Origin of the sequence: Streptomyces sp. NPDC048258 (assembly GCF_043201995.1) — a bacterium.
Taxonomy (GTDB): Bacteria; Actinomycetota; Actinomycetes; order Streptomycetales; family Streptomycetaceae; genus Streptomyces.
In genome coordinates this window covers 67,496-91,897 of record NZ_JBICZH010000010.1, presented here as the reverse complement: position 1 = coordinate 91,897, position 24,402 = coordinate 67,496, and the positions used below count along the sequence as shown (strand labels likewise).

Genomic DNA, 24,402 nt, shown 5'->3' with positions numbered 1-24,402 from the left:
GATCGCGAACCGAAGGGCTGCCCCCGATGACCACCTCGCCGACCCGGCCGCTTCCCGCCGTACAGCTCCGCGTGCCCACCGACGAGGACGCGCGGGCCTGGCACCGCGTCTTCGACGACCCCGAGGTCATGGAGTTCCTCGGCGGTCCCGCCGAGCTGTCGCTGTACGAGGAGTTCACCGCGCGCCAGCGCATGCACGACGCACAGCTCGGCTACTGCCTGTGGACCCTGCTGGACGGGGAGGGCGCGGTGATCGGCTTCACCGGCGCGCAGCCGTGGCCCGCGGAGAAGGAGTGGGGGCCGGTCGGCCAGATCGAGATCGGCTGGCGGCTGGGGCGGCGGCACTGGGGGCGGGGGTACGCGTACGCGGCTGCGCTCGCCACGCTGGAGCGGGTGCGGGAGGCCGGGCTGTCGCACGTCGTGGCGATGATCAACGACGAGAACGTCCGCTCGATAGCCGTGGCCGAGCGGCTCGGCATGACCTTGGCGGAGCGCTTCCTGCTTCCGAGCGGCACCCGCTACGGCCGCCGCTACGAGCTGTCGCTCCAGCCGGGCTGACCGGGCCGCTGCGCGGAGCCTCTGCCCGACCTGGGCCTCAACTCCCCGGGCTACCGCTGGGAGGTGCCCCCAGGCGCGGCTCAAAGACCTGGGGCTCCGCCCCAGACCCTCCCCCAGACTCCGTCCGGGGGGACCCCCACGCCTCAAACGCCGGCGGGGCTGGATTTGGCTGATGCCGCCTGCCTGGCGCGCAGCGCATTGATCCCGCCGGGCACAACCCAGCCCCGCCGGCGTTTGAGGCGCGGGGGTCCGGGGGCAGCGCCCCCGGCAACGGCGCCGCGCCCGCCCCGGGACCGGCCCCGCCCCGGCGCAGCCAAGCCGGACCTTGCCAAGCCCCCGGCAGCGGACCGGCGCAGCCAAGCCGGACCATGCCAAGCCCCCGGCAGGGGCTAGGTCTAGAACACCGACAAGCCCGTCAGGGTCGTGAAGCGGTCCAGGGCTGCCACACCCGCTACCGAGTTGCCCTGGGGGTCCAGGCCCGGGCTCCAGACGGCCAGGACGCACTGGCCCGGGACGACCGCCACGATGCCGCCGCCGACGCCGCTCTTGCCCGGCAGGCCCACCCGGTACGCGAACTCGCCCGCCGCGTCGTACGTCCCGCAGGTCATCATCACCGCGTTGATCTGCTTGGCCTCGCTGCGCGTCAGCAGCCGCGACCCGTCCGCCCGCAGTCCGTGCCGGGCCAGGAAGAGCCCGGCACGCGCCAGGTCCGCGCAGCTCATCTCGATCGAGCACTGCCAGAAGTAGTGGTCCAGCAGCGCCGGCACCGGGTTGTCGATGTTCCCGTACGAGGCCATGAAGTGGGCGACGGCGGCGTTGCGGTCGCCGTGCTCCTGCTCGGACGCGGCGACGTCCGCGTCGAAGCCGATGTCCGGATTGCCGCTCTCCGTCCGCAGGAAGCCGAGCAGTTCGCTGCTCGCGTCCCCCGTCAGGGTCTGCAGCCGGTCCGTGACCACCAGCGCCCCCGCGTTGATGAACGGATTGCGCGGGATGCCGTTCTCGTACTCCAGCTGCACGAGCGAGTTGAACGGGTTGCCGGACGGCTCCCGCCCGACCCGCTCCCACAGGCCGTCGCCGCCCTCGGCCAGTGCCAGGGCGAGCGCGAACACCTTGGTGATGGACTGGGCGGAGAAGGGGACCTGCCAGTCCCCGACCCCGAAGACGTTGCCGTCGAGGTCGGCGATCGCCATCCCGAACCGCCCGGGGTCCACGGAGGCGAGCGCCGGGATGTACTCGGCGGGGGTGCCGCTGCCCACCAGCGGGGCGGTGTCGGCCGCGATCCGCTCCAGCAGCCCTGCGTAGTCGAACGGGACAGCGTCCACAGGTCAGTCCTTGATGCCCCGGTGCAGCGCCACGATGCCGCCGCTGAGGTTGCGCCAGGCCACCTTGGACCAGCCGGCCTTCTGCAGCAGCCCCGCCAGTGCGGGCTGGTCCGGCCACTCGCGGATGGACTCGGCGAGGTACACGTACGCGTCGGGGTTCGAGGACACCGCGCGGGCCACCGGCGGCAGGGCCCGCATCAGGTACTCGGTGTAGACGGTGCGGAACGGCGCCCACGTGGGCTGCGAGAACTCGCAGATGACGACCTGGCCGCCGGGCTTCGTCACCCGGTACAGCTCGCGCAGCGCGGCGTCCGTGTCCTGGACGTTGCGCAGTCCGAAGGAGATCGTCACGGTGTCGAAGACGTCGTCCTTGAACGGCAGCTTCGTCGCGTCCCCGGCGGTCAGCGGCAGCCAGGAGTGCTTCTTCTTGCCCTCCCGCAGCATGCCCAGCGAGAAGTCGCAGGGGACGACGTACGCGCCGGTCGCGGCGAAGGGCAGCGAGGAGGTCGCGGTCCCGGCGGCCAGGTCGAGGACCTTGTGCCCGGGGCGCGCGCCGACCGCCTTGGCGACCTCCTTGCGCCAGATCCGGGCCTGGCCGAGGGAGAGGACGTCGTTGGTGAGGTCGTAGTTCGCCGCGACCCCGTCGAACATGGAGGCGACTTCGTGCGGCTGCTTGTCCAGGGAAGCCCTTGTCACTGGTGTTCGCCCCTCGGTGTGCGTGCGGATCGGCGGGTACGGGCCCATCCTCTCAGGCCGGGTGCGGCCGGGGAGACAGGCCCCACGGCCGGAGGGAACCGGACAACTGGTCCGAAGGACAGTTACGCCCGGGGCCCCTGGGACCGTTGACTGGGGGCGGTGCGGCCCGGTGACGGTCACCCATTGGATCATGGGCCTTTGACCAGCGGCCGGATCCGTGGCGGCCGCCACGAGCAAAGGGCTTCACGATGCCGGCAGGCCATTCCACCGGTCGCTCCCGCCTCAGCCCGCGCGCCCAGCGCCGGGCCGAGCGGCGCAAGCGGCTGCGGCGTACGTTCATCATCGGTTCGGCGGCCCTCGTCGCGGTCTCGGCGACCGCGTACGCGATGGTCCCGGGCGACGATGCGGCTGCGAAGGCGGACGGCCGGCCCGCGGCGGCCCGGAACGACCAGCAGGACGGGGAGCCCGCCGAGGGCTCGGACGCGGCCGCGCAGGGCGGCAGACGCTCCCCCGACCCGGCGAGACCCTCCGGCTCCCCCTCACCCCGACCCCCGGGCTCGCCCACGCCCGCCGCCCCCAGCCCCGCGGCGCCCTCCTCGGCGGTGCCGGCTTCCGGGCCGGGCACCTTCAAGGCCTCCGGCGCCTCCGGCACCGCGCACGGCAAGGGGCCCGCCCTGCGCTGGCGGATCGAGGTCGAGGAGGGCAGCGGGGTCGACCCGGACTCCGCCGCCCGCTCCGTCGAGGCGATCCTCGGGGACCCGCGCGGCTGGACCAGGGACCCGAAGTACGGCTTCCGGCTCGCCGGACCGGGCGAGCCGGTGGACTTCACCGTGAAGATCGCGACACCCACGACCACCGACCGGCTGTGCGAGGTGGTCACCCCCGAGCTGATCGGCGAGACCAACTGCCGGGCCGGGCACACCGTCGTGGTCAACCTCAAGCGCTGGCAGGAGGGGTCACCGCAGTTCAGCGGCCCCGTCGAGGAGTACCGGGCGCTGATCGTCAACCACGAGGTCGGGCACGAACTCGGCCGCGACCACGAGACCTGCCCGGGCCCGGGCAAGCCCGCGCCCGCGATGATGCAGCAGATCAAGGGCCTGCTCGGATGCAAGTCGAATGCCTGGCCGTTCGACGCGAACGGAACTTATCTGTCCGGCCCGAGCGTCCCTTAACCGGGAGAGCCGGCCACGGGATGGTCCGGCCGGGGGCGAGGAGTCGGAACCGTGCGCGTCGTCAGCTTCACCGTCCCCGCGTGGTTCCCCTCGTACGAGACCCCCGGCGCCCAGGACACCCCCGACGCCCAGGTCCCGCCGCAGGCCCAGCTGACGGAGCAGGAGTCGGCCGTGTTCCTGTGCCTGGCCACCGGCGCCTCCAACCGGGAACTCGCCGCCGAGCTGCAACTGTCCGTCAGCACGGTCAAGTTCCACGTGGTGAACATACGGGCCAAGCTGGGCGGCATCAGCCGCCTGCAGGCCTGCCTGCTCGCCGCCCTCGCCCGGCAGGACACCAGGCAGGACGCCCGCCAGGACACCGGGCTCAGCGACGGCGGTGCAGCAGCCGGCCCCCGATGACGGTGGCCACGCACGTGGTCGCGCCCTCACCGGGCAGCGCGTCCAGGTCCGCGACCGCGAAGACCGCGAACCGGGCCGGGGCGCCCGGCTCCAGGACCCCGTGGAAGGCCTCTTCTGCGTTCTCCCGCCCGGCGAACGGGTTCAGGGCGGGCAGCCCTTCGCAGGGGGCCGGCGGCAGGACCGTGAGCCCCGAGCGGACCACCGCCGTGCGCACCGCGGGGATCGTGAAACGGCCGGTGACCGCCACCACCCCGCGGGCCAGCAGCTTCTGGGTGCCGCGCCGGGCGCTGTTGCCCCACCGCGCCTCGGTCATCTTCAGGGCGTCGAGCGCTTCCTGCCCGCTGACCGGGTCGGTGCCGAGCTCGGTGGTCTCGGACGGATCGTCCGGGTAGTACGTCCGCTCCAGCAGCGTGTCCGCCCCGCGCACCAGCAGTCCCGGGGTGAGCACCCCGGGCCAGCGCCGGACCCGCGCGTGCGGGTACCGCTCGGTGAGTTCCGCGAACGGGCCGAGCGCCTCGATCCGGTCGCCCTCGACCAGGACCGCGCCGTCCCGCAACGGCGCCGATCCCACTCCGGCGACGAGGAGTTCGGCGGTGTGCAGCGTGCGCATCAGTTCGTGGAGATGAGCTTCAGCTCGGGGTGCGCGGTGCCGCCCTCGATGGCGGTGGAGGAGATGTGCGACACGACGCGGTCGTCGGCCGGGTCGTTCGCCGGGTCGTCGTGCACCAGGAGGTGCTCATATGTCGTCGCGCGCTGCGCCGGGGTGCGGCCCGCCTTGCGGATCAGGTCGATGATCTCCTGGCGGTTGGAGCGGTGCTTGGCACCGGCCGAGGAGACGACGTTCTCCTCCAGCATGATCGAGCCGAGGTCGTCCGCGCCGTAGTGCAGCGAGAGCTGGCCCGCCTCCTTGCCGACGGTGAGCCAGGAGCCCTGGATGTGGGCGATGTTGTCGAGGAAGAGGCGCGCGATCGCGATCATGCGCAGGTACTCGAAGATCGTCGCCTGGGTGCGGCCCTTGAGGTGGTTGTTCTCGGGCTGGTACGTGTACGGGATGAAGGCGCGGAAGCCGCCCGTACGGTCCTGCGTGTCCCGGATCATCGCGATGTGCTCGATGCGCTCGGCGTTGGTCTCGCCGGTGCCCATCAGCATGGTGGAGGTGGACTCCACGCCCAGCTTGTGGGCGATCTCCATGATCTCCAGCCAGCGCTCGCCGGACTCCTTGAGCGGGGCGATCGCCTTGCGCGGCCGCTCCGGCAGCAGTTCGGCACCCGCGCCGGCGAAGGAGTCGAGGCCGGCGGCGTGGATGCGCTTGATGGCCTCCTCCGCCGAGACGCCCGAGATCCGGGCCATGTGCTCGACCTCGGACGCGCCGAGGGAGTGGATGACCAGCTGCGGGAAGGCCTTCTTGATGGCGGAGAAGTGGTGCTCGTAGTACTCGACGCCGTAGTCCGGGTGGTGCCCGCCCTGGAACATGATCTGCGTGCCGCCGAGCTCCACGGTCTCCGCGCAGCGGCGCAGGATGTCGTCGAGGTCGCGGGACCAGCCCTTCTTCGTGTCCTTGGGGGCCGCGTAGAAGGCGCAGAACTTGCACGCCGTGACGCACACGTTCGTGTAGTTGATGTTCCGCTCGATGATGTACGTGGCGATGTGCTCGGTGTCGGCGTAGCGGCGGCGGCGCACCGCGTCGGCGGCCTGGCCGAGCGCGTGCAGCGGCGCGTCGCGGTAGAGGTCGAGCGCCTCTTCCTTGGTGATCCGGCCCCCTGCGGCGGCGCGGTCGAGGACAGACTGGAGAGCGGCCTGGTCGGTCACCGGTGCGTCACCTTTCGGCGGTGTGTCAAGAGGTACGGACCGATCCAGCCTACGCCAGCGGCCGTCGGCGGCGATCAGGGGCTACGGGTCAGGTCGCCCTCGGGGTTACCGGCCGGACCGTCCCCCGACTTGTAGTGCAGCGTTCCGTTCTCGTTGAGGGTGAACCGCTCGTCGGCGGAGCCGTTGGAGCAGATCCCGGGAGCCGGGTTGGGGCCGCCGGCGGTGTCCAGCACGAGCGAACGGTCGGTGGCGGAGGCCAGCTTCCAGTCGCCGCTGCAGTCGGTGCCCAGGACGGCCAGGACGGACTTGTCCCGGGCGACGGCCTCGCCGACCTTGCCGCCCTTGATGGTGATCTCGAACTCGGTGGAGACCCCCATGCGGGCGGTGGTGACCGTGCCCTTCCACGTGCCGGTGAGTGCCTCGGGGACGTCGCCACGGGTCCCCTTGGGGGGCTGCGTGGCGCTGTCCTTCGTGCTCGGCGTGGCGGCCGGAGCCGAGGAGGCCGAGGTGGAGGGCCGCGCACTGCCGTCGGCGAGATCCCGGCCCTCGTCGCCTTGCCCGGGCAGCAGGCCCATCCCGTACAGCCCGCCGGTGAGTCCGGCCAGCACGGCGGCCGCGGCGAGCACGAGGGTGCAGCTGAACCGCCGCCCGGCGGCGCTGACGGTGACCTGCCGCCCGTCGGGGGCGTTCCTGGGGGCGGGCACACCCCCGCCGGCGGTCTCGGTCGGGCTCCCGTACACACCGCCGCCCGCGCCGAAGGAGCCGTACGGTCCCGCCGGGGCGGGGGCCGGGTACGGGGAGCCGTCCGCGGCCCCGGCCGCCGGGCCCTGGCCGCCGTAGGAGGGGTCGGGCGCCCCGAAGCCGCCTCCCATGGGGCCCCCGTAGGCGGCGGAGGTGAACGGCACCGGGCCGGACGGGCTCTCCGTGGCCGCCGCGTCCAGGTCGAGCAGGGCCACCGCCGCCCGGCTGGCCTCCTCGACCAGGGGCGCGGGGAGCCAGCCCGGGGCGAGCAGGGCCCCGTCGAGGGCCGCCGCGATCGCCTCGGGGGTGGGCCGGTCGGCGGCCGTCTTGGCCAGGCAGGCCTCGATCAGCTCGCGCAGCTGCCCGGCCGGGACCGCGCCGAGCTCGGGCGGTTCGTGGACGACCTTGTAGAGGAGGGTTGCCGAGTTGTCCCCGGTGAAGGGCGGGCGCCCGGTCGCCGCGAAGGCCAGTACCGCCCCCAGCGAGAACACGTCGGCCGCCCCGGTGATCCCCTTGCCGAGGATCTGCTCGGGCGACATGTAGCCCGGCGAGCCGACGGAGACCCCGGTCGAGGTGAGCGAGGCCGTGCCGTCCGTGGCCCGGGCGATCCCGAAGTCGATCAGCCGGGGCCCGTCGAGGGTCAGCATCACGTTCGACGGCTTCACGTCCCGGTGTACGAGGCCCAGCCCGTGCACCGCCACCAGGGCGCGGGCCAGCCCCGCGCCGATCGCCCGTACCGAGGTCTCGGGCAGCGGCCCGTGCGCGGCCAGCGCCCGGTCCAGAGAGGGGCCCGCCACGTACCCGGTGGCCACCCACGGCACCGGGGCCTCCGGATCCGCGTCGAGCACGGGCGCGGTCCACTCGCCGCCCACCCGCCGGGCGGCCTCGACCTCGCGGCGGAAGCGGGCCCGGAACTCCTCGTCGGCGGCGAAGTGCGGATGCACGATCTTGACGGCCACGGTCCGGCCGCCGGCGCTGCGCCCCAGGTAGACCCGGCCCATGCCACCCGCGCCGAGCCGGCCGAGCAGCCGGTACGCGCCGATGGTCCGCGGCTCACCGGCTTCGAGCGGCTGCATCGCGTCCCCATCCCCCGAGATCGTTGACCTGACCAAGCAGCACCTTAGGGCGTCACGTGGTCCCGCCGCGGCAGGAGGAGGGATCCCGCACCCCCTTCGCATTCCCCTTGCGGATACCGAAAGGCGAAAGGAGCGGGAATTCGCGGTGAACCGGTAACCGGTAACCGGAAACCGGTCAGTGTTCCGGGACGGCCGCGTTCAGGAGTTCCAGGGACACATCCGAGGCGTACCCGGTCGTCGGACCCGTACGGCGTGCGAATTCCCTTACGCCGGCCAGTTGTTCCGGCCCGAAGCGGAAGTCGAGCGTCGTGAAGTACCGCTCCAGCAGCTCCGCGTCGAAGGCCTCCCAGCGGGCCGCCTGCTCGGCGACCTTGGTGACCTCCTCCAGGGACACGTCCCGGGAGGCGAGGAACGCCTCGTGGACCTTCTGCACGACAACGGGCTCGCGGACGAGGTAGTCCTTGCGGGCGGCCCAGACGGCGAAGACGAACGGCAGCCCGGTCCAGTCCTTCCACATCTGCCCCAGGTCGTGCACGGCCAGGCCGAGCCGGGGGGCGTCGTGGAGCGAGGCGCGCAGCGCGGCGTCGCCGATGAGCACGGCCGCGTCCGCCTCCTGCATCATCAGGCTGAGGTCGGGCGGGCAGGTGTAGTAGTCGGGCTGGACCCCGTACTGCTCGGAAAGCAGCAGCTGGGCGAGGCGTACGGACGTACGAGAGGTGGAGCCGAGGGCGACGCGGGCTCCGTCGAGCTGCTCCAGCGGCACCTGCGAGACGATCACGCAGGACATCACGGGGCCGTCGCAGCCGACCGCGATATCGGGGAAGGCGACGAGCTGGTCGGCGTTGCGGAGGAACTCCACGAGGGTGATCGGGGCGATGTCCAGCTCCCCCGCGACGAGACGTTCACTGAGCTTCTCGGGGCTGTCCTTGGTCAGCTCCAGGTCCAGCAGCGTGCCGGTTCTGGCCAGCCCCCAGTAGAGGGGCAGGCAGTTCAGGAACTGGATGTGGCCGACGCGGGGCCGGCTGCGATAGACGTCCACATCGCGAGACTAGCCCCCGCATCTCCGTCAGCCTTCCGACGGGTCTCAAACGTCCGAGTGACGTGATCTTTCCCTCTGGTCTCGGCCGCAGGGTGCGTGCTAGGCTCGTCGCAAGTTGCAGTTTGGTTTCCCTTGCAGTACGAGGCCTGCGGAGAATGTGACCCGCAGGCTTTTGTAGTTTTCAGACTTCTTAGCAGGTTCTGGAGCAGGGCGACCCTTTGGCCCATAGGAGGGCTCATGGCTACCGGAACCGTGAAGTGGTTCAACGCTGAAAAGGGCTTCGGCTTCATCGCCCAGGACGGCGGCGGCCCGGATGTCTTCGTCCACTACTCCGCGATCAACGCCTCTGGCTTCCGCTCCCTGGAGGAGAACCAGACGGTGAACTTCGACGTCACGCAGGGTCCGAAGGGCCCGCAGGCGGAGAACGTCACCCCGGCCTAGTCGCCTGGGCCAACCTAATCGCGGTTGGATAAGCAGTACCCAAGGAGCCCTGTCACCTCTGCGCGAGCAGAGCGGCAGGGCTCCTGCCTTGTCTCCGGGAGGGCGCAGCCCCTCCCCGGTGGGGGACGGGGGCAACGCACGAGGCCGCCCGGCACCGTTTCCACGGTGCCGGGCGGCCTCGTCTGCTGTTACTTGGCGGTGGTCGGGGTGGGGACCGTGGCCGGGGCCGTGATCTTGATGTCCAGGATCAGGGTCACGTTCTGCGGGGTGATCAGGCGCAGGGAGTACGTCCCCGCGGCCAGGTCCGCGTCGGTGAAGATCTCCGGCAGGATGATCTTGCCGTCGGCACCCGCGGTGAGCAGCGGCAGGCTGAAGACCTTCTTGCCGGTCTCGTCCTTGAAGTACGGACCCTTCGCGGTCGCCGGGTCCACGGGGACCCACTTGCCGTCCGCGTCCTTCACGACCAGCTCGGTGCGGATCTCCGTACCCGCCACGGCCTTGCCCTTGGCGGTGGCGAGGACCTCGACGCCCTTGACGCTCGTACCGGCGACCGCCTCCAGCGGCTTCGAGCCGTCCGGGCGGGCCAGCAGGTCGGCGAACGGCTTCGGCGTGACCGTGCCGGTGAAGGCCGCCGAGAGCTTGCCCACCTTGTCGTAGGCCGAGACCCGCAGGGAGAAGGTGCCCGCCTTGGCGCCCGCCTTCAGCCCCGGCGCGGCCGCGATGCCCTGGGCGTCCGCCTTGACGACCAGCGAGTTCGCCGGAGTCTGCGGGAACGCGGTGCCGCCGGTGGTGTCGGCCTCGATCGCGAAGACGACCTCCTGCCCGACGGCGGGCTTGCCGTCGCTGAGGACCACCTTGACCCGCGGGACCTCGGCGAACGCCGTCCCGGCCTCGGCCGTGAGACCGGGGCCGCCGAGCACCGCCAGGTCCGCCAGGTGCGGAGCCGGAGTGGGGGTCGGCGTGGGCGTCGGCGTGGGGGTCGGAGTCGGTGTGGGCGTGGGCGTCGGCGTCGGCTTCGGGGCCGGCTTCTGCTGGGGCTGCGGCTGCGGGGTGGGCAGGGTGCCCGGCGGCTCCGTCGGGTAGTTGCCCACGGGCGGGTTCGGCACCTCGGCGGCGCCGCCGTTCTGGTACTGCCGCATGTAGCCGAGCACGGTGTTCACGTACTCGCGCGAGTTGTTGTAGCTGAGGATCGCCGAGTCGAGCTTGGCCGGGTCCGAGAGGTCCCGGTCGCCCGCGCACAGGTAGAGCCCGGCGCCCAGCGCCGCGTCGTACAGGTTGTTCGGGTCGCGCTTGGCGTCGCCGTTGCCGTCGGCGCCCCAGGTCTTCCACGTGGAGGGGATGAACTGCAGCGGGCCGATGGCCCGGTCGTACTCGGTGTCCGCGTCCCACTCGCCCTTGTCGGTGTCGCGGATCTCCGCGAAGCCGTTGCCGTCGAGGCGGGGGCCGCGGATCGGCTTCTCGGTGTAGCCGTCGGCCTTGAGCCCGTAGCCCGAGGCGTGCACGGACTCGACCCGGCCGATGCCGGCGAGCAGCTGCCAGGGCAGCTTGCAGCCGGGGAGCGCGGCGGCCACCGACAGCTCGGCGCGCTTGTAGGCGTCGAGGGCGGTCGCGGGTATCCCGCTGGCCCCCTCCGTGGCGGTCCCGCCCGGGGGAACCTGCGGATCGGCGACGTCCCCCGGCAGGTCCAGCCGGGCATCACCACGGTCGGCGGCCTGCGGGCTGTCCGGGGTCGGCTCGGACTCCCCCGCGTCGGCGGTCGACGGGTTGGTCACGACCGCGGCGGTGGTCAGGCTGGCCGCGAGTGCGGCCGTGCACAGGACCTTGCGCGAGGTGTTGACGAGGTGACGGTGAAGCGGCTTCACAGTGCGGCGATCCCCCCAGGAGCCGTCAGAGGTGCACGGCCGATCGGGCCGTGGATATCCACTGTCTATCAGGTATTCGGAGGAGACTCGCCGTCCCCCCTGCAGATGTGACACACCATTCGTCTCGGCTTCACCGGGCTCTCACGACCGAACGACCAGAGGACCCAAGTCCCCGCCCGGAATGCCCCGTTCTGCTCGGCAGCCGGCCAGGGCCCCGGTCCGGCCCTCGGGCCACCAGCGGCCGTGACCGGCTGCTACGTTCCGGCGGATGAGAGCACTCGTGTACGACACCGCCTTCCGCGCACGGGCGAACCGCAAGCAGGCCTGGGGCTTCGGGCTGATCGCCGTCGCCTCGGGCATCTGGCTCTGGCTCGCCTGCCAGGTGCTGCTCCCGTACTCCGTGGAGCACGGCCGGAACGACCGGGAGTGCGCCTCGCGGGTCTTCTACGAGAGCACGCGGGAGTCGTACGCCGACGCGGAGGGCACCACCTGCGCGATGGAGCGCGACTGGGCCGACCTCCTCGCGGTCCTCCTGCTCTCCCTCCCCTTCGCCGTCGTCGGCACGGTCCTCTACACCTCGGGCGCCGCGGACAACCGCTTGAGCCGCCACGTGGCCGAGGTGAACCGCCTCACGGAGTTCCCCGGGAAGTCCTGACAGAAAGCTCCTGGAGGCCGGCGCTGTCGCTCGCTCAGCTGACGGCGTCGAGCAGCAGCTTCGCGGCCACCGCCGCCCCGTCGGTGCGGAACGTGCCGGCCACGGCGGTCGCCCGTACGCGGGTCTCGGGGGTCAGGGCCGTCCTGAGCGCGGCCGACAGGGACTCGACGGTCGGAACCGGACCGTCGTGCGCCGCGCCGATGCCCAGGCCGGCCACCCGGCCGGCGAAATAGGGCTGGTCCGCCCCCTGGGGCACCACCACCTGGGGCGCGCCGGCCCAGGTGGCCGTCGTCGTCGTGCCCGCGCCGCCGTGGTGCACGACGGCGGCCACCCGGCGGAACAGCGCCTGGTGGTTGACCTCGCCGACGACGAAGCAGTCGTCCTGGTCGTCGATCAGGGCCAGGTCGGCCCAGCCCCGGGCCAGGACCGCGCGGCGGCCCTGCGCGCGGATCGCCTCGATGACCACCCGGGCGACGTCCTCCGGGTCGCGCAGGGGAATGCTGCCGAAGCCCACGTACACCGGCGGTGCGCCGCCGTCCAGGAACGTCTCCAGCTCTTCCGGGAGCGGGCGTTCGTCCGGCAGCACCCAGGCGCCGGTCTGCACCACGTCGAGGTCCGCCGGCTGCTGCCACGGGGCCAGGACCGGGTCCGCGGCCAGCCACGGCCGGTCGGTGAAGACGTGGTCGCGGACGTTGTCCACCGGCGGGAGGCCGATCGACACCCGGTGGGTGTTGATCGCCTCGCCGAACACCGCCTGCGCGTCCTGGGCGTCCCGGTCCCACAGCACCCGGTTGTCGGTCACATCCGAGGGGAGCGGCCTGCCCGGCCGCGGCATCGGCGGGTGGTGCGGCGACGGCAGGCTGACCGGCTGGTAACTCGCGTACACGTAGCGGATGCCCAGTTTCTCGGCCACCGACTTCACACCGGCCACGGCCGGCACGAGACCGGTCGCCACCAGCACGTCACAGCCCTCGGCCGCCACGGTGACGTTGTCATGGAACGCGGCGACCAACTCCGCCGCACGCCGGGGCACGCCCCCCGACGAGGGCGGCGTCTTCCCGGTCACCAACGCGCGCACCGACTGCCCGGTCGGCACCATCTCCACGCCGACCCCGGCCAGCCGCTTCGCGAACTCCTCGTCCGGCGGCGCGCACACCCGCACCTCCGCGCCGAGTTCCTGCAACCGCACCGCGAGTCCCACCAAAGGCTCGACGCCCCCGCGCGAATCGTACGCAGACAACAACACCCGCATTCCGTACTCCCGTTGCCGCAGATCAAGGCCTAGGTGGGAGATTCTGCGGCACGCCCCGATCCTTGCCGCAAGCCCCCCGGTTCGCTATACGTTGAGAGTGGAAAGGAGTGAGTACTCCCCCTTTCTACGCGGAATCCCAGTACTGACCGAGCTCCGGCCGGATCGCGGTGAGCTGCTCGCGGACGTACGGTCACGCCGACGCATGGCCCTGGGGCCTGCCCGTGTCCGGCAGCCCCATGGTCTGGCTGTACTCGTCCGCCAGCCAGATGAACAGTGTCTTCACCGCGCCGAGACCGTACGCAAGTTCGTCCAGAGCGCGTTCGGTCTCCTTGTCACCCGGCCAGCCGGCCAAGAGCTCTGTCGCCGCTTCGGCGGTCACATCCACATGGCCCGAGCCCTTGAGGAGACCCATGAGGACGGTGCGCACTCCGGGGTCGCCGGGCCACCCGGCTCCGATTGCCTGGACGGCGGCGATCCGCACCTTCGGCTCCTCGTCGGCGACCAGGTGTACGAGGCAGCCGAGCGTTGACTCGTCCCCTCGCCAGCCCTCCTTCAAGGCCGTCGCGACAGCCGAGCGGCTGGGTGCGTCAGCGCTGTCGGCCAGGGAGACGATGTGGTCGCGGACCCAGGGATCGCCGGGAAAGGCGACGGCCAGTGCTTCCACGGCGTACGGCCGGTCCCAACGGTCCGTGGCCATCGCAAGGTAGATGTCCCGCGACTCCGGGTCACCGGGCCACCCATGGGACAGCGCGCGCACGACGGCCCTGTGGACTTCCACACGATGCTCCGTCGTCTTCGCCAGACGCAGGAGGGCCGCGCGGGCCTCACGATCGCCGGGACATGCCGCGGCGAGACCGTCGATGGCCACGAGGAGCGTCCCGGGGTCGTCGATCAGGTGCAGCAAGGCCTCGCGCGTCTCCGGCCGATCCGCCCAGCGTGCTACGAGCGACCTGGCGGCCTCACGGCGAAGGCTTTCGTCAGGGAGCTTCGTGGCGGCGAGGAGGACAACGAACTCGTCGTCGACGCCCGGGTGTTCCGTCGGACCGACGGTCTGTTCCAGCGCGCGGGCGGAGTCGTCGGCACTGGCGTTGAGGGCCTGGGCCTTGGCCAGGGCGCCGGCGATGTCGTCGAGGGCGGGCCGGGCCAGGAACTCCTGCGGAATCAGCGCCGGCGCGGGCCCGGCGCCGTGGGTGGGCGCCGTGGTGAGGTCGGCGGCGTCCGGGTGCAGCGCCAGCCTCCGCAGGTCGCTGCGCGCCCGCTCCCAGAACCCTTCGAGCGTACGGATGCGGGCGACGGCCCGGTCCGCTTCGGTTTCCGCGGTGCGCTTGTGGGTGAGGGCCTGCCGGGTCTCGTCACGCAACCGTGCGATCCGTTCGGCATCGCCCGCACCGTGCTGGGCGCGCGCCAGCAGGGCGTCGCGGTCGGCGATGATGTCGCGCAGCGCGCTGATGATGAACCACAGGGTGGTCATGAGGAACTGGGCGTCCCGGAGCGCGAAGCGAAGCCGCGTCTCGGCGTGCCGGGCGCGTTCGAGCTCCACCTCCAGACGGAGGGCGGCGAGGATGTCCTTGTGCGTGGCCGCGTGCGTGGCCGTGTCCGCGTCCGTCTTCGGGACGACCGGGGCGGGGTCTTCGGCTGCGGCACGGAGAAGCGCCCGCGCTGCCTCGCACCGTTTGCGGTAGTCCTCGGCGGTCAGGCCGGCGGCCCGGCTGGTGATCCTCAGGAACTCCCGGGTGAACGGCCATGACGGCACGGGCGTCAGGCCCTTGAGGAGCCGGTCCACGTGGGAGTTGGAGCAATGGATCTTGGCGAGCGGGTCGGGGGAATCCGTACCGGCCACCCGCGCGGCGGACACCTTCTTGGCCGTCAGGAGACCGTCCGCGATGTCCCGGCTGCCCAGGCCGGCTTGTCGCGCCTCCTGGAGCAGGAACCTCGTCAGCTGCTGCCGGGGACCGTCCTCGGACGCTTCCCGGTCCCGGTCCCGGTCCCGGCCCCCTGATTCGACCATTCCGCCCGCCCCGTCCCCGTCACCGCGTCCCTGGGACGAACCGGTGACGGGCGCCCTGCCCGCCCTTGGTCCCAGCACGTCCCCGTGTGTCCCGACAGTCCTTGGGCGCACTCGCCCGGTTGTCCATTGTCACCTCACCGCGCCCCGCCTGACGGAGGAACGGGGCACACCGTGAAGGAGACCGCTCATGCATTCCGTTCCCGACCAGGTGGACGCCGCGCAGGTGTGCGCCGCGGCGCCGCAGGGCCTGCGCGAGACCGTCGAGACCGTGCTGACGCAGGCGGCACCCGAGTTCCTGGGCGGCCTGATGGTCGTCGTCCTCGTGGCCGCCGTCGGCTGGGCGGTACGAGGGGGAGGCCGCCCCCGTAAGTGACGGCATGGGCGGACCACGTGCGCGGCGCCCGGTGAAGGACACCGGGCGCCGCTCACGTCATGGGCGCGCCCCCGCTCGCCCGCGCGGTCCCTGGGGCCTGGGCCGACCTCGTACGGTTCAGCCGCGCGCCGTCGTGGCCGACCGTACGACCGGGATCCACAGGGCCGCTTCGGCCTCGCCCGAACCGTCCGGCCTGACCCGTAGGATCTCGGGACCCGGTCGGCTCTCGTACGGGTTGGACGGGAACCACTGGGTGAACACGTCCCGCCACAGGTGCTGGAGCGCCTGCGGGAAGGGGCCGGAGTTCTCGAAGACGGCCCAGGTGCCCGCCGGAACGGAGAGCACGTCGAGGTCCTGCGCAACGTCGGCCGCGCTCGTCACCACGGCGTGGTAGTAGTCCAGTTCGGTCCCCTCGGCCCGGCTGGGGTCGAGGTCGTCACTGACCGAGACGATCCCTTCCGGGTCCTGGTCGGACAGGCCGGCGATCCGCCGTACCGTGTCCTGCCCGATGCCTCGGACGAACTCGGCGATGGCCGGGTTCGCGCCCTCGTGGACGAGGGGTACACGGGCCTTCTTGCCCACCACCTTGAACGCGTCCTTCTCCACGACCTTGTACTGCATGCTGCTGCTCCCTTCGACGACGAGTCGGAAGGACATCCGGGGCTGTGACTGCAGGGCCGCGCCGGTCTGCCGGGCTTCGCCCGGTCCGACGCCGTGCACGGCGCGGAACGCACGGGCGAAGGACTCGCCCGAGCCGTAGCCGTACCGCACGGCGATGTCGAGCAGCGTCCGCTCGCCGGCCAGTACCTCGGCGCCCGCGACCGTCAGCCGCCGGCGCCGGATGTACTCCGACAGCGGCATCCCGGCGAGGGCCGAGAACAGCCGCCGGAAGTGATACTCCGACGTCACCGCGACCCGTACCAGCTCGCCGATGTCGATCACCCCGTCGAGGCGCGCCTCGATGTGGTCCATGGCCTGGTTGAGCCCTTCCAGCACCCCGGGCCTCCTTCCGTTGCACGCCTCACGCTAGGAAGGAGCGCCCCTCCCGCACCCGACATCCTGTGCCGGGTCCGGTCGGGTCGGCAGCACGTCCGGGGTGTTGTGGGCTACGCGGCGGGGGTGTGGGTGATGGTCAGTTTGGTCCCGGTGAGCCGTGCGACGAGACGCAGGGTGAAGCCGTTCTCCGTGAGGGAGTCGGTGGACTCCTGCGGGCCGTCCGGCTTGTCGGCGATGGCCAGTTGCGCGGAGATCCACTCCCTCTGCCGAGTGGTCGCCTTTCCGTCCAACGCGATGTCCGCGCACTCCGCCAAGGTGGCTGCGACCTTCTCGGACATCGAGTTCTGGGCCATGCACTCGACCTGACGCGCTCGGCCGTCGTCATCGTCGGCCATCCGCACCCAGAGGGTGAACCCCTCCGGGAGGACCCGCTTCGCCTCCGCCGGTCCCTGACCGTAGCGCCCCTGCCGGTGGACCTCCATTCCCCATCGCGTGGCGATCTTTCCCATGATCGCGGCCGCCTTGGGGCCGGGGAACGCCGGATTGCTCCACGTCTGCGAGGGGGAGGGTGTGACAGATGGGGACGGCGAGTCGGCCGTCCCCGCAGGCTTGCCTGACGGCTCGTCAACGGATGTACAGCCGCCCAGCAGGATCACCGAGCACGCCAGCAGGCCACCGACCACACGATCACGAACGCGTATGCCGCCCACTGATCCGGGCCGGCCGATGTCCTCAGTCATGAGGCGCCACCCTAGCCGCAGTCCCCGCCCGGCTCCCGCTCCCCGCAGCCCAGGACCCTCCCGCCCCTCACTCCCCGTACAACCCCCCGATCACCCCCGCGTACCGCTCCGCCACCACCCCCCGCCGCAGCTTCAGCGTCGGCGTCAGGGTCCCCGCCTCGACCGAGAAGTCCTCCGGGAGGACGTGGAAGGCGCGGATGCGGGCCGGGCGGGAGACCGTGGCGTTCGCCTCCGTCACCGCCGCCTCGATCAGGGCGTGGACCGCCGGGTGGGTGGACGGGGTGGGGCCCGGGTCGAGGCCCTCGCGGGCCGCCCAGGCCGTGATCTCCTCCGCGTCCAGGGTGATCAGTGCGACCGGGTGCGGGCGGTGGTCGCCGATCATGACCGCGCGGGAGACGTAGCGGGAGCGCTGGATGGCGAACTCGACCTCCGTCGGGGTGAGGTTCTTGCCGGCCGAGGTGATGATCAGCTCCTTCTTGCGGCCCGTGATGCGCAGGAAGCCGTCACCGTCCAGTTCCCCCAGGTCGCCCGTGTGCAGCCAGCCCTCCGCGTCGAGGGCGTCGGCGGTCGCCGCCGCGTTCGCGTGGTAGCCCGGGAACACCATCGGCCCCCGCGCCAGCACCTCCCCGTCCGCCGCGATCCGCACCTCGCAGCCCGCGATCGGGCGGCCCACCGTCCCGTAGCGCACCGCGTCGGGGTGGTTGAGGGAGATGACGCCGCCCGACTCCGTCATCCCGTACCCCTCGAACACCTCGATCCCGCAGGCCCGCAGGAAGTCCAGGGTCGCCGGGGCGATCGGGGCGCCGCCGGTGAGCGCCCACTTCAGCCGGCCCCCGAACGCACCCCGGACCAGTGAGTACAGCGACTTCTCGGCCGCCTCGTACTCCCCCCGCCGCGCCTCCGGCAGCCGGCCCTCCGCCGCCAGCACCCCCACCCGTACGGCCTCCTCGAAGCGTTCCCGCCCGCCCTCCTGCGACTCCGCCAGCGCGAGCACCACCGAGTGGAGCTTCTCGAACAGCCGTGGCACCGACGGGAGGTGCGTGGGCCGCACCACCGACAGCTCCGCCAGTACGTCCTCGATCCGGCCGCCGAAGTAGCAGAGCTCCCCGCCCTCCAGCAGCGTCGTGAACTGGATCAGCTGGGCCAGCAGGTGCGCGAGCGGCAGGTAGAGGTACGTCGAGTCGCCCGGGCCGCCCTTGACCAGCGGGAGGGTGGCGTCCTGGATCGCGCCGAGGTTCGCGTGGGTGAGGCGGCAGCCCTTCGGGAGGCCGGTGGTGCCCGAGGTGTAGACGATCGACGCGTCCGCGTCCGGTCGGACGGCGGCGGCGCGGGCGAGGAGTTCGGGCTCCGGCACCTGCGGCAGGGCCGGCAGCTCGTCCATCGCCACCACCGCCCGCAGCGCGGGCAGTTTCCCCCGCAGCGGCTCGACCCGTACCGCCTGCGCCTCGTCGTCGCAGACCACGACCACCGCCTCGGAGTCCGACAGCACCCAGGCGAGCTCCTCCTCCCCCGCCGTCGGATACACCGGTACGAGGACCGCGCCCGCCGCCAGCACCCCGAAGTGGGTGTACGTCCACCGCGGCCGGGTCTCAGCGAGTACGGCGACCCGCTCGCCCGCGACCACCCCCAGTCCGAGCAGCGCGCGCCCGACGGCCCGTACCTCCGCGGCCAGTTCCCGGTACGTACGGGTCTGCCAGCCGCCGTCCGGCGCCCGGAACCTGAGGGCCGCCTCCGGCCCGTACCTCGCCTCGGTCCACTGGGTGAACTCCGCCAGCGTGCTCGGCCGACCGTCCATCGCATGCCTCCCCGGGGGTTGGTGACCTCCGACGCTAGGCAGCCGGGGCGGCCCGGCGGCATGACCGGAAGCGTCACCCCCGCTGACCGCAGCGCTCATCTCCCGCTCGCCGGATGCGCATCCGGCGCGGGTGGGCATGGGGAACACCGCTGCACACTCTGCCCGTTGGCCCTTTCGACAGTGGTCACGTGACCGTCTTGTAGGTTGCGTACAGCGACTTCACGGCAGAGACGGAGCGTCCGGGATGACCGACACCGAGTCCGCCCGGCCCCGCGCGGCCGGCAAGAGCACGTGGGAACTGCCCCTGCTGGCACTCGTACCGGCGGCGGCGATCAGGCAGTTCACCGACCATTCCACGCCGTGGCTGGTGATTTCCTGGGTGTGCTGCGCCCTGTCCGCCGTACTGCTGGCGGCCGGCTGGTCGACGGTGACCCGGGACGGGATGCGCGGACCCTTCTCCTGGGCCGTCTGCCTTCTCGCGCACGCGGTTCTCGCCGGGCAATTGATATGGCTCGTCCGGAGCTGAATCCGGAACCGACACCACGGCGGTGCTGGGCGTACTGCCGCCGGGACGCCAGGACGGACCGATCCCGCCTCACGTCGTGCGCCCGCTTCCGTATCGCCCGGCGGCGCGGGGAGTTACCGTCGGTCCCATGGGGAGGCGGACGATCACCGTGCACCATGTGCGTGCCGTGCTCGCGGGGGCCCGCGGCAGCGGCATCGACACCGTGCCGCTGCTCCAGGAGGCGCAGATCCCGCCGCTGCTGCTGGGCGACGACCGGGCGCGGATCACGCCCGCGCAGTTCGCCCGCCTGTTCCGGGCGCTGTACCGGACCACGCAGGACGAGTTCCTCGGCCTGAGCGCCGTCCCGAGCCGCCCCGGCACCTTCGCGATGATGTGCTACGCCTCGCTCGGCTGCCGGGATCTGGGCGCGGCCATGGAGCGCGCGGCCGCGTTCTACGGGCTGTTCCCGGGCGGGCCGGAGCTGGCGCTCGAAGTCGACGGTGCCGAGGCCCGGTTCACCGTGCGCAACGACTTCGCCCGGGACGAGGTGGGGGCCCCTCCCGGCGGTAGCCGGGGGAGTTTCCTCACCGAGTGCGTGCTCGCCATCTGGCACAGGCTGAGCAGCTGGCTGGTGGGCCGGCGGATCCCGCTCGCGTACGCCGCCTTCTGCTATCCGCCGCCGCCGCACAAGGACGAGTACGAGATCCTGTTCGACTGCCCGGTCCGCTTCGGGGCCGGGCGTACGGGCGCCGCCTTCGACGCGCACTGGCTGACCGCGCCGCTCGTACGGGACGAGCCCGCGCTCGACGCGATGCTGCGCCGGGCCCCCTTCGACCTGCTGTCGCGGCCGGAGTACGGGACCACGGTCGCGGAGCAGGTACGCCGGGCCCTCACCCAGCAGCTGCGCGCCTCGCCGCGGCTGCCGGCGCTGGGTGAGGTGGCGGCGCGGCTGGCGGTGTCCCCGGCGACGCTGCGGCGGCGGCTCCAGCAAGAGGGGACGTCCTTCCAGCAGCTGAAGGACCACGTGCGGCGGGACGCGGCGATCGCGGGCCTGGCGGAGAGCGGTGAGCCGATCGCGGAACTCGCGGCGCGGCTGGGCTTCTCGGAGGACACCGCGTTTCACCGGGCGTTCCGGCGCTGGACGGGCACCACCCCGGGCGCGTACCGGATCGCCTCGGGCGGGTAGCGGGCCGTACCCTGCGGGGCCGCCGAGCCCCCACCTGCGCCGCCGCCGCGCAAGCGCCCCCGAGCTCCGCCCGGGCCTTCTGGGGCTCCGCCCCAGACCCCGCGCCTCAAACGCCGGCGGGGCTGGATGAGGCCGGCGTTTGAGGCGCCGGCAAGGCACGGCAGTGGTCAGCGGCGGCGGGTGAAGAGGGCGGTCAGGGACGCGAGGAGCAGGCCCGCCAGGCCCAGCGCGGCGAGCGCGAGGGTGCCGAGGTGCAGGACGGTCTCCCAGGTCTCCGGCTTGCCGTAGACCCGGTCGCCCAGCGCACGCGCCTCGCCCGCGAAGGCGAGCTTGCCGCCACCGTCGCGCGTGATCTGGTCGGCGTACGAGTACAGCGTCCCGGTGTGCGCGACCCCGCCGGCCGTCCACCGCGTGCCCTCGCACTTGGCGGTGCCCCGGCTCCCGCTCCCGCTGCCGCCTCGGACGAAGGTCTCCGTCCCGCAGCGCGAGGGCAGTTCGACGGTCGTGGCGGTGCCGAAGGCGTACGCGGCGCCCCACCCCGCCGGCTTCTGGGAGGCGCTGCCGACGAAGAAGAAGACGAAGACGGCTATCCCGGTGAGGACGAGGCTGAGCGTCGCCCGCTGCTTGAACTTCTCCCCGCGTGCGGCCACCAAATCCCCCAAGGCGGTTGTGTCCACGTCAAATCGACAGGTTCGGGCCACCCGATGGCCGGTTTCCGCCCCTGCGTGTCGCGTGTTTGTACCGCACCCGCGCCCCACCCGACAAGGCCTGCGATTCCCGGCCAGGAAAGGTGAGCTGCGCGGTCAGCGACCTTCTGACCGGTCGGTCACTACCTTCACCTCACCTACCCCCGCACGGACCGTTCTTGGGAGAGCCGCCCATGCGCATCCGCAGCACCGCCCTCGCCGCCGTGGCCACCCTGGCCCTCTCGGCCTGGATCCCCGCCACCGCCGCCCGGGCCGAAGAAGCCACCGCCCGCCCCGGCGACGTCGTCAGCAGCGCCCCCTCCGCCTTCCACCCGCTGCCCGGCCAGCCCACCAACACCAAGGCCTGGAAGATCCACTACCGCTCCACCACCGCCGACGGCGCCCCGAACACGGTCTCCGGCACCGTCATCGTCCCGCAGGACGGCCGCACCGGCCCGCGCCCGCTCATCACGTACGCCGTCGGCACCGTCGGCATGGGCGACTCCTGCGCGCCGAGCAACAACCCTCCCGTACGGAACCGCCATGGAGGCCAACCTCATCCAGCAGCTCACCCTGCGCGGCTGGGCGGTGGTCGTCACCGACTACGAGGGCCTCGGCACCCCGGGCGTGCACACCTACACGGTGGGCCCCTCCGCCGGACACGCCGTCCTCGACGCGGCCCGCGCCGCCCAGCGCCTGCCCGAGGCGGGCCTCTCCGCCACCGGCCCGGTCGGCATCATGGGCTACTCCCAGGGCGGCCAGGCCAGCAGCTGGGCCGCCGAGCTGCAGGGCTCGTACGCCCCCGATCTCCAGGTCAAGGGCACCGCGACCGGAGGAGTTCCCGGCGACCTGCTGAAGGTGGCCGGGTTCAACAACGGCTCCTACGGTTCCGGGCTCATCTTCATGGCGGCGGCCGGACAGGACGCGGCCTTCCCCGAACTGCGGCTGGACTCCTACCTCAACCCGGCGGGCAGGCTGCTGGTCGCCGGAATGAAGGAGAACTGCGTGGCGATCGACTCGATCGCCGGCTCCTTCAAGCGGATCTCCGACCTCACCACGCGCGACCCGATCGCCCAGCCGGACTGGCAGGCCCGCCTGAACCAGAGCAGGCTCGGGCGGACCGCCCCGGCCGCGCCGGTGTACCAGTACCACGCGCTCGCGGACGAGTTGATCCCGTACGGGGTGGGCCGCCAACTGCGCTCCGACTGGTGCGCGAAGGGCGCGAACGTCGAGTTCGACACCATCTGGCTCGGTGAGCACGTCAGCGGCGTGATCACCCATTCCCCGGCGGCCGGGAACTGGCTCGCTGACCGCTTCGCCGGGCGCGCGACCCACGCGAACTGCCCGGACAGGGCCTAAGCCCTGTCCGGACCTGGGCCTCGCCGCCCTGCCCCGCCGGTCACCCTCCGGCGGGGCAGGACCGCGTCCCGGAGGGCAGCCGCCCTTCGAGCAGGAAGCGGTCCGCGTACTCCCGTACGCAGGACGAGGTCGCGTAGCCGGTGTGCCCGTCGCCCTTGTGGTCCACGACCACCGCCGAGCCCAGCCGCTCCGCCGTCTCCTCCGTCCACTCGTACGGGGTCGCCGGGTCCCCGCGGGTGCCGACCAGCAGCATCCGCGGCGCGCCCGGGCGGTCGATCCGCCGGATGAAGTCGGTGCCGGCGGGGCGCCCGTAGCAGGAGAGCACCGTCATCAGCTGGCGCGGTCCGAAGACCTTGGAGGCCTTGAGGAACTCGCCCTTCAGACCGGCCAGTTCCTCCTCTATGGACGCCGGGCTGGCCTTGGCGTTCGACCGGTCCGGGTCGTCCGCGCAGGTCACGGCGGTGAGGGCGGCCTCGGCGTTGTCCGCGGGCACCGTCCCGGGCCCGTCGTCCCGCTCCTCGTCCCCGTGGGCGTCGGAGGGGTCCGTCGGGCCGCCGAGCTGGAGCAGCCCCACCGGGTCGCGGTTCCGCTCGGCCATCGCCAGCGCGTCGGCGAGCGCGGGCCACGTCTCCCGCGAGTAGAGGGCGGAGCCGATGGAGCCGACGGCATCCTGCCCGGTCACGTACGAGCCGTCCTGGCCGACCAGCGGCTCCTCGTCCAGCCGCGCCACCAGCGCGTCGACCTTCTCCTTGGCGGCACGGGTATTGCTCCCGTAGACGCAGCCCTGCCGGCGGGCGCACCAGGACAGGAAGCGGTCCAGGGCCCGCTGCTGACCGCGCGCCGTCATGAGGGCCTGCTCCGCCAGCGGTTCCGTGAGGGTGTCGACGCCGTCGAGGACCATACGGCCGGTGTTCCCCGGGAACTGCGCGGCGTACACGGCGCCGAGCCGGGTCCCGTAGGAGAAGCCGAGGTAGTTGAGCTTGCGGTCGCCCAGCACCCGGCGCATCACGTCCATGTCGCGGGAGACGTTGACGGTCCCGATGTACGGGAGGACCGGGCCGGAGGCGAGTTCGCAGCGCCGCACCACGGCGCGCAGGGCGGCCAGCTGCGCGGCGGCGTCGGCCGCGACCTCGTCGCCGGTCTGCTGGGAGCCGGCGCAGGAGACGGGCTCGCTGTGGCCGACGCCGCGGGGGTCGAAGGCGACGAGGTCGTAGCGCTCGTTGAGGCCGGCGAAGGCCTCGGGGTCGGCGGCCAGGCCGGCGATGCCCGGGCCGCCGGGGCCGCCGTAGTTCAGCACGAGCGAGCCGAGGCGCTTCTCGGGATCGGAGGCCGGTATCCGGGCCAGGGCGATCTCGACCGTGCCCTTGGCGGGGGCCGCGTAGTCGAGCGGCACCTGGACGGTCCCGCACCGCATCCCGGCGGGCACGTGCTTCTCGGGGCAGTCCCCCCACCGGATGCGCTGCCCGTGGAAACGTTCCAGCCGGTCGCCGGCGGCGGGCGTGGGGGCCGGGGCGACACCGAGGCCGGCCAGCAGCAGCACACAGGCGGCGGCCTTGCGGGAGCGGGCTCGGGATCGGGATCGGGATCGGTGCACTGCACCCTCCTCGGGTGGCCCCCCGGACCGGTCTGCCCACCATAAGCGCCCTCCCGGGCCCTCGCCTGGTCAGGCCGCCAGGCGGGGGCCCGGGAGGGCGCCGAATCCGGCCTCGCCGCCGTTCGGGGACCGGGTCCGG

General features: G+C 72.6%; 22 protein-coding genes and 1 pseudogene. 9 read left to right on the top strand and 14 right to left on the bottom strand.

Going from position 1 to position 24,402, the window contains the following annotated elements; translation table 11 throughout:
- Window positions 1-26 precede the first annotated feature (26 nt).
- Window positions 27-557: a GNAT family N-acetyltransferase gene (locus ACGFYQ_RS22990; RefSeq protein WP_393746739.1), complete on the top strand. Its 531-nt coding sequence runs from the start codon at window positions 27-29 to the stop codon at window positions 555-557.
- A 395-nt stretch (window positions 558-952) separates the two neighbouring features.
- On the opposite strand, the gene ACGFYQ_RS22985 is transcribed toward ACGFYQ_RS22990, so the two are convergent.
- The gene (locus ACGFYQ_RS22985; RefSeq protein WP_393746737.1) at window positions 953-1,879 is read right to left on the bottom strand and encodes a glutaminase; all 927 of its coding nucleotides are present in this window, start codon (window positions 1,877-1,879) and stop codon (window positions 953-955) included.
- A 3-nt stretch (window positions 1,880-1,882) separates the two neighbouring features.
- On the bottom strand, window positions 1,883-2,575 hold the full coding sequence (locus tag ACGFYQ_RS22980; RefSeq protein ID WP_393746735.1) for a demethylmenaquinone methyltransferase: 693 nt from the start codon (window positions 2,573-2,575) through the stop codon (window positions 1,883-1,885).
- Between the two features lie 248 nt (window positions 2,576-2,823).
- Between ACGFYQ_RS22980 and ACGFYQ_RS22975 the strand changes: the two genes are divergently transcribed.
- Both ACGFYQ_RS22975 and ACGFYQ_RS22970 read left to right on the top strand, forming a co-directional pair.
- Window positions 2,824-3,747 (top strand): DUF3152 domain-containing protein, encoded by a 924-nt coding sequence (locus ACGFYQ_RS22975; protein WP_393746733.1) that lies wholly within the window; start codon window positions 2,824-2,826, stop codon window positions 3,745-3,747.
- A 51-nt stretch (window positions 3,748-3,798) separates the two neighbouring features.
- Complete coding sequence (locus ACGFYQ_RS22970) at window positions 3,799-4,146, top strand: response regulator transcription factor (protein WP_393746731.1); 348 nt, start codon at window positions 3,799-3,801, stop codon at window positions 4,144-4,146.
- Here ACGFYQ_RS22970 and ACGFYQ_RS22965 read toward each other — a convergent pair.
- The 4 genes from ACGFYQ_RS22965 to ACGFYQ_RS22950 form a co-directional block, all read right to left on the bottom strand.
- Window positions 4,112-4,756 carry a hypothetical protein gene (locus ACGFYQ_RS22965; protein WP_393746729.1) on the bottom strand — a complete coding sequence of 215 codons (645 nt, stop codon included), beginning with the start codon at window positions 4,754-4,756 and terminating at the stop codon, window positions 4,112-4,114. The two genes, ACGFYQ_RS22970 and ACGFYQ_RS22965, sit on opposite strands and share 35 nt — an antisense overlap.
- The gene (mqnC, locus tag ACGFYQ_RS22960; protein ID WP_393746727.1) at window positions 4,756-5,955 is read right to left on the bottom strand and encodes a cyclic dehypoxanthinyl futalosine synthase; all 1,200 of its coding nucleotides are present in this window, start codon (window positions 5,953-5,955) and stop codon (window positions 4,756-4,758) included. The genes ACGFYQ_RS22965 and mqnC overlap by 1 nt, the downstream gene beginning before the upstream one ends.
- A gap of 74 nt (window positions 5,956-6,029) precedes the next feature.
- Window positions 6,030-7,772 (bottom strand): serine/threonine-protein kinase, encoded by a 1,743-nt coding sequence (locus ACGFYQ_RS22955; RefSeq protein WP_393746725.1) that lies wholly within the window; start codon window positions 7,770-7,772, stop codon window positions 6,030-6,032.
- A 175-nt stretch (window positions 7,773-7,947) separates the two neighbouring features.
- The gene (locus ACGFYQ_RS22950; RefSeq protein ID WP_393746723.1) at window positions 7,948-8,811 is read right to left on the bottom strand and encodes a menaquinone biosynthetic enzyme MqnA/MqnD family protein; all 864 of its coding nucleotides are present in this window, start codon (window positions 8,809-8,811) and stop codon (window positions 7,948-7,950) included.
- Window positions 8,812-9,048: 237 nt separating this feature from the next.
- Between ACGFYQ_RS22950 and ACGFYQ_RS22945 the strand changes: the two genes are divergently transcribed.
- Window positions 9,049-9,252, top strand: a complete 204-nt coding sequence (locus ACGFYQ_RS22945; RefSeq protein WP_030012116.1) for a cold-shock protein — start codon at window positions 9,049-9,051, stop codon at window positions 9,250-9,252.
- Between the two features lie 188 nt (window positions 9,253-9,440).
- On the opposite strand, the gene ACGFYQ_RS22940 is transcribed toward ACGFYQ_RS22945, so the two are convergent.
- Window positions 9,441-11,114, bottom strand: coding sequence for a lytic transglycosylase domain-containing protein (locus ACGFYQ_RS22940; protein ID WP_393746720.1), 1,674 nt, complete (start codon window positions 11,112-11,114; stop codon window positions 9,441-9,443).
- A 268-nt stretch (window positions 11,115-11,382) separates the two neighbouring features.
- On the opposite strand from ACGFYQ_RS22940, the gene ACGFYQ_RS22935 reads away from it, so the two are divergent.
- Window positions 11,383-11,769, top strand: a complete 387-nt coding sequence (locus ACGFYQ_RS22935) for a hypothetical protein (RefSeq protein WP_393746718.1) — start codon at window positions 11,383-11,385, stop codon at window positions 11,767-11,769.
- Between the two features lie 34 nt (window positions 11,770-11,803).
- Here the strand turns inward: ACGFYQ_RS22935 and ACGFYQ_RS22930 are convergent, their stop codons facing one another.
- Complete coding sequence (locus ACGFYQ_RS22930) at window positions 11,804-13,021, bottom strand: glycosyltransferase (protein ID WP_393746716.1); 1,218 nt, start codon at window positions 13,019-13,021, stop codon at window positions 11,804-11,806.
- Between the two features lie 190 nt (window positions 13,022-13,211).
- Window positions 13,212-15,029 carry a HEAT repeat domain-containing protein gene (locus tag ACGFYQ_RS22925; protein WP_393746714.1) on the bottom strand — a complete coding sequence of 606 codons (1,818 nt, stop codon included), beginning with the start codon at window positions 15,027-15,029 and terminating at the stop codon, window positions 13,212-13,214.
- A 187-nt stretch (window positions 15,030-15,216) separates the two neighbouring features.
- Between ACGFYQ_RS22925 and ACGFYQ_RS22920 the strand changes: the two genes are divergently transcribed.
- Window positions 15,217-15,402 carry a hypothetical protein gene (locus ACGFYQ_RS22920; protein WP_393746712.1) on the top strand — a complete coding sequence of 62 codons (186 nt, stop codon included), beginning with the start codon at window positions 15,217-15,219 and terminating at the stop codon, window positions 15,400-15,402.
- Between the two features lie 117 nt (window positions 15,403-15,519).
- On the opposite strand, the gene ACGFYQ_RS22915 is transcribed toward ACGFYQ_RS22920, so the two are convergent.
- The 3 genes from ACGFYQ_RS22915 to ACGFYQ_RS22905 form a co-directional block, all read right to left on the bottom strand.
- Window positions 15,520-16,398, bottom strand: coding sequence for a GyrI-like domain-containing protein (locus tag ACGFYQ_RS22915; protein ID WP_393746710.1), 879 nt, complete (start codon window positions 16,396-16,398; stop codon window positions 15,520-15,522).
- A gap of 110 nt (window positions 16,399-16,508) precedes the next feature.
- Window positions 16,509-16,907 (bottom strand): hypothetical protein, encoded by a 399-nt coding sequence (locus tag ACGFYQ_RS22910; protein WP_393746708.1) that lies wholly within the window; start codon window positions 16,905-16,907, stop codon window positions 16,509-16,511.
- Between the two features lie 298 nt (window positions 16,908-17,205).
- Window positions 17,206-18,933, bottom strand: a complete 1,728-nt coding sequence (locus ACGFYQ_RS22905) for an AMP-dependent synthetase/ligase (RefSeq protein WP_393746706.1) — start codon at window positions 18,931-18,933, stop codon at window positions 17,206-17,208.
- A gap of 244 nt (window positions 18,934-19,177) precedes the next feature.
- Here ACGFYQ_RS22905 and ACGFYQ_RS22900 point away from each other — a divergent pair, with 244 nt between their 5' ends.
- Window positions 19,178-19,459 (top strand): hypothetical protein, encoded by a 282-nt coding sequence (locus ACGFYQ_RS22900; protein WP_393746704.1) that lies wholly within the window; start codon window positions 19,178-19,180, stop codon window positions 19,457-19,459.
- Window positions 19,460-19,586: 127 nt separating this feature from the next.
- Window positions 19,587-20,624 carry an AraC family transcriptional regulator gene (locus tag ACGFYQ_RS22895; protein WP_393746702.1) on the top strand — a complete coding sequence of 346 codons (1,038 nt, stop codon included), beginning with the start codon at window positions 19,587-19,589 and terminating at the stop codon, window positions 20,622-20,624.
- Window positions 20,625-20,791: 167 nt separating this feature from the next.
- On the opposite strand, the gene ACGFYQ_RS22890 is transcribed toward ACGFYQ_RS22895, so the two are convergent.
- On the bottom strand, window positions 20,792-21,274 hold the full coding sequence (locus tag ACGFYQ_RS22890) for a hypothetical protein (RefSeq protein WP_393746700.1): 483 nt from the start codon (window positions 21,272-21,274) through the stop codon (window positions 20,792-20,794).
- Window positions 21,275-21,504: 230 nt separating this feature from the next.
- Between ACGFYQ_RS22890 and ACGFYQ_RS22885 the strand changes: the two are divergent.
- Window positions 21,505-22,669: pseudogene (locus tag ACGFYQ_RS22885) on the top strand (lipase family protein).
- A gap of 40 nt (window positions 22,670-22,709) precedes the next feature.
- Here the strand turns inward: ACGFYQ_RS22885 and ACGFYQ_RS22880 are convergent.
- Window positions 22,710-24,263, bottom strand: coding sequence for an alpha/beta hydrolase (locus tag ACGFYQ_RS22880; RefSeq protein ID WP_393746698.1), 1,554 nt, complete (start codon window positions 24,261-24,263; stop codon window positions 22,710-22,712).
- Window positions 24,264-24,402 lie beyond the last annotated feature (139 nt).

Coding starts and splice junctions, on each gene's coding strand:
- ACGFYQ_RS22990 (WP_393746739.1), top strand. CDS start 27: ATGACCACCTCGCCGACCCGGCCGCTTCCCGCCGTACAGCTCCGCGTG.
- ACGFYQ_RS22975 (WP_393746733.1), top strand. CDS start 2,824: ATGCCGGCAGGCCATTCCACCGGTCGCTCCCGCCTCAGCCCGCGCGCC.
- ACGFYQ_RS22965 (WP_393746729.1), bottom strand. CDS start 4,756: ATGCGCACGCTGCACACCGCCGAACTCCTCGTCGCCGGAGTGGGATCG.
- ACGFYQ_RS22955 (WP_393746725.1), bottom strand. CDS start 7,772: ATGCAGCCGCTCGAAGCCGGTGAGCCGCGGACCATCGGCGCGTACCGG.
- ACGFYQ_RS22945 (WP_030012116.1), top strand. CDS start 9,049: ATGGCTACCGGAACCGTGAAGTGGTTCAACGCTGAAAAGGGCTTCGGC.
- ACGFYQ_RS22935 (WP_393746718.1), top strand. CDS start 11,383: ATGAGAGCACTCGTGTACGACACCGCCTTCCGCGCACGGGCGAACCGC.
- ACGFYQ_RS22930 (WP_393746716.1), bottom strand. CDS start 13,021: ATGCGGGTGTTGTTGTCTGCGTACGATTCGCGCGGGGGCGTCGAGCCT.
- ACGFYQ_RS22925 (WP_393746714.1), bottom strand. CDS start 15,029: ATGGTCGAATCAGGGGGCCGGGACCGGGACCGGGACCGGGAAGCGTCC.
- ACGFYQ_RS22920 (WP_393746712.1), top strand. CDS start 15,217: ATGCATTCCGTTCCCGACCAGGTGGACGCCGCGCAGGTGTGCGCCGCG.
- ACGFYQ_RS22910 (WP_393746708.1), bottom strand. CDS start 16,907: ATGGGAAAGATCGCCACGCGATGGGGAATGGAGGTCCACCGGCAGGGG.
- ACGFYQ_RS22905 (WP_393746706.1), bottom strand. CDS start 18,933: ATGGACGGTCGGCCGAGCACGCTGGCGGAGTTCACCCAGTGGACCGAG.
- ACGFYQ_RS22900 (WP_393746704.1), top strand. CDS start 19,178: ATGACCGACACCGAGTCCGCCCGGCCCCGCGCGGCCGGCAAGAGCACG.
- ACGFYQ_RS22895 (WP_393746702.1), top strand. CDS start 19,587: ATGGGGAGGCGGACGATCACCGTGCACCATGTGCGTGCCGTGCTCGCG.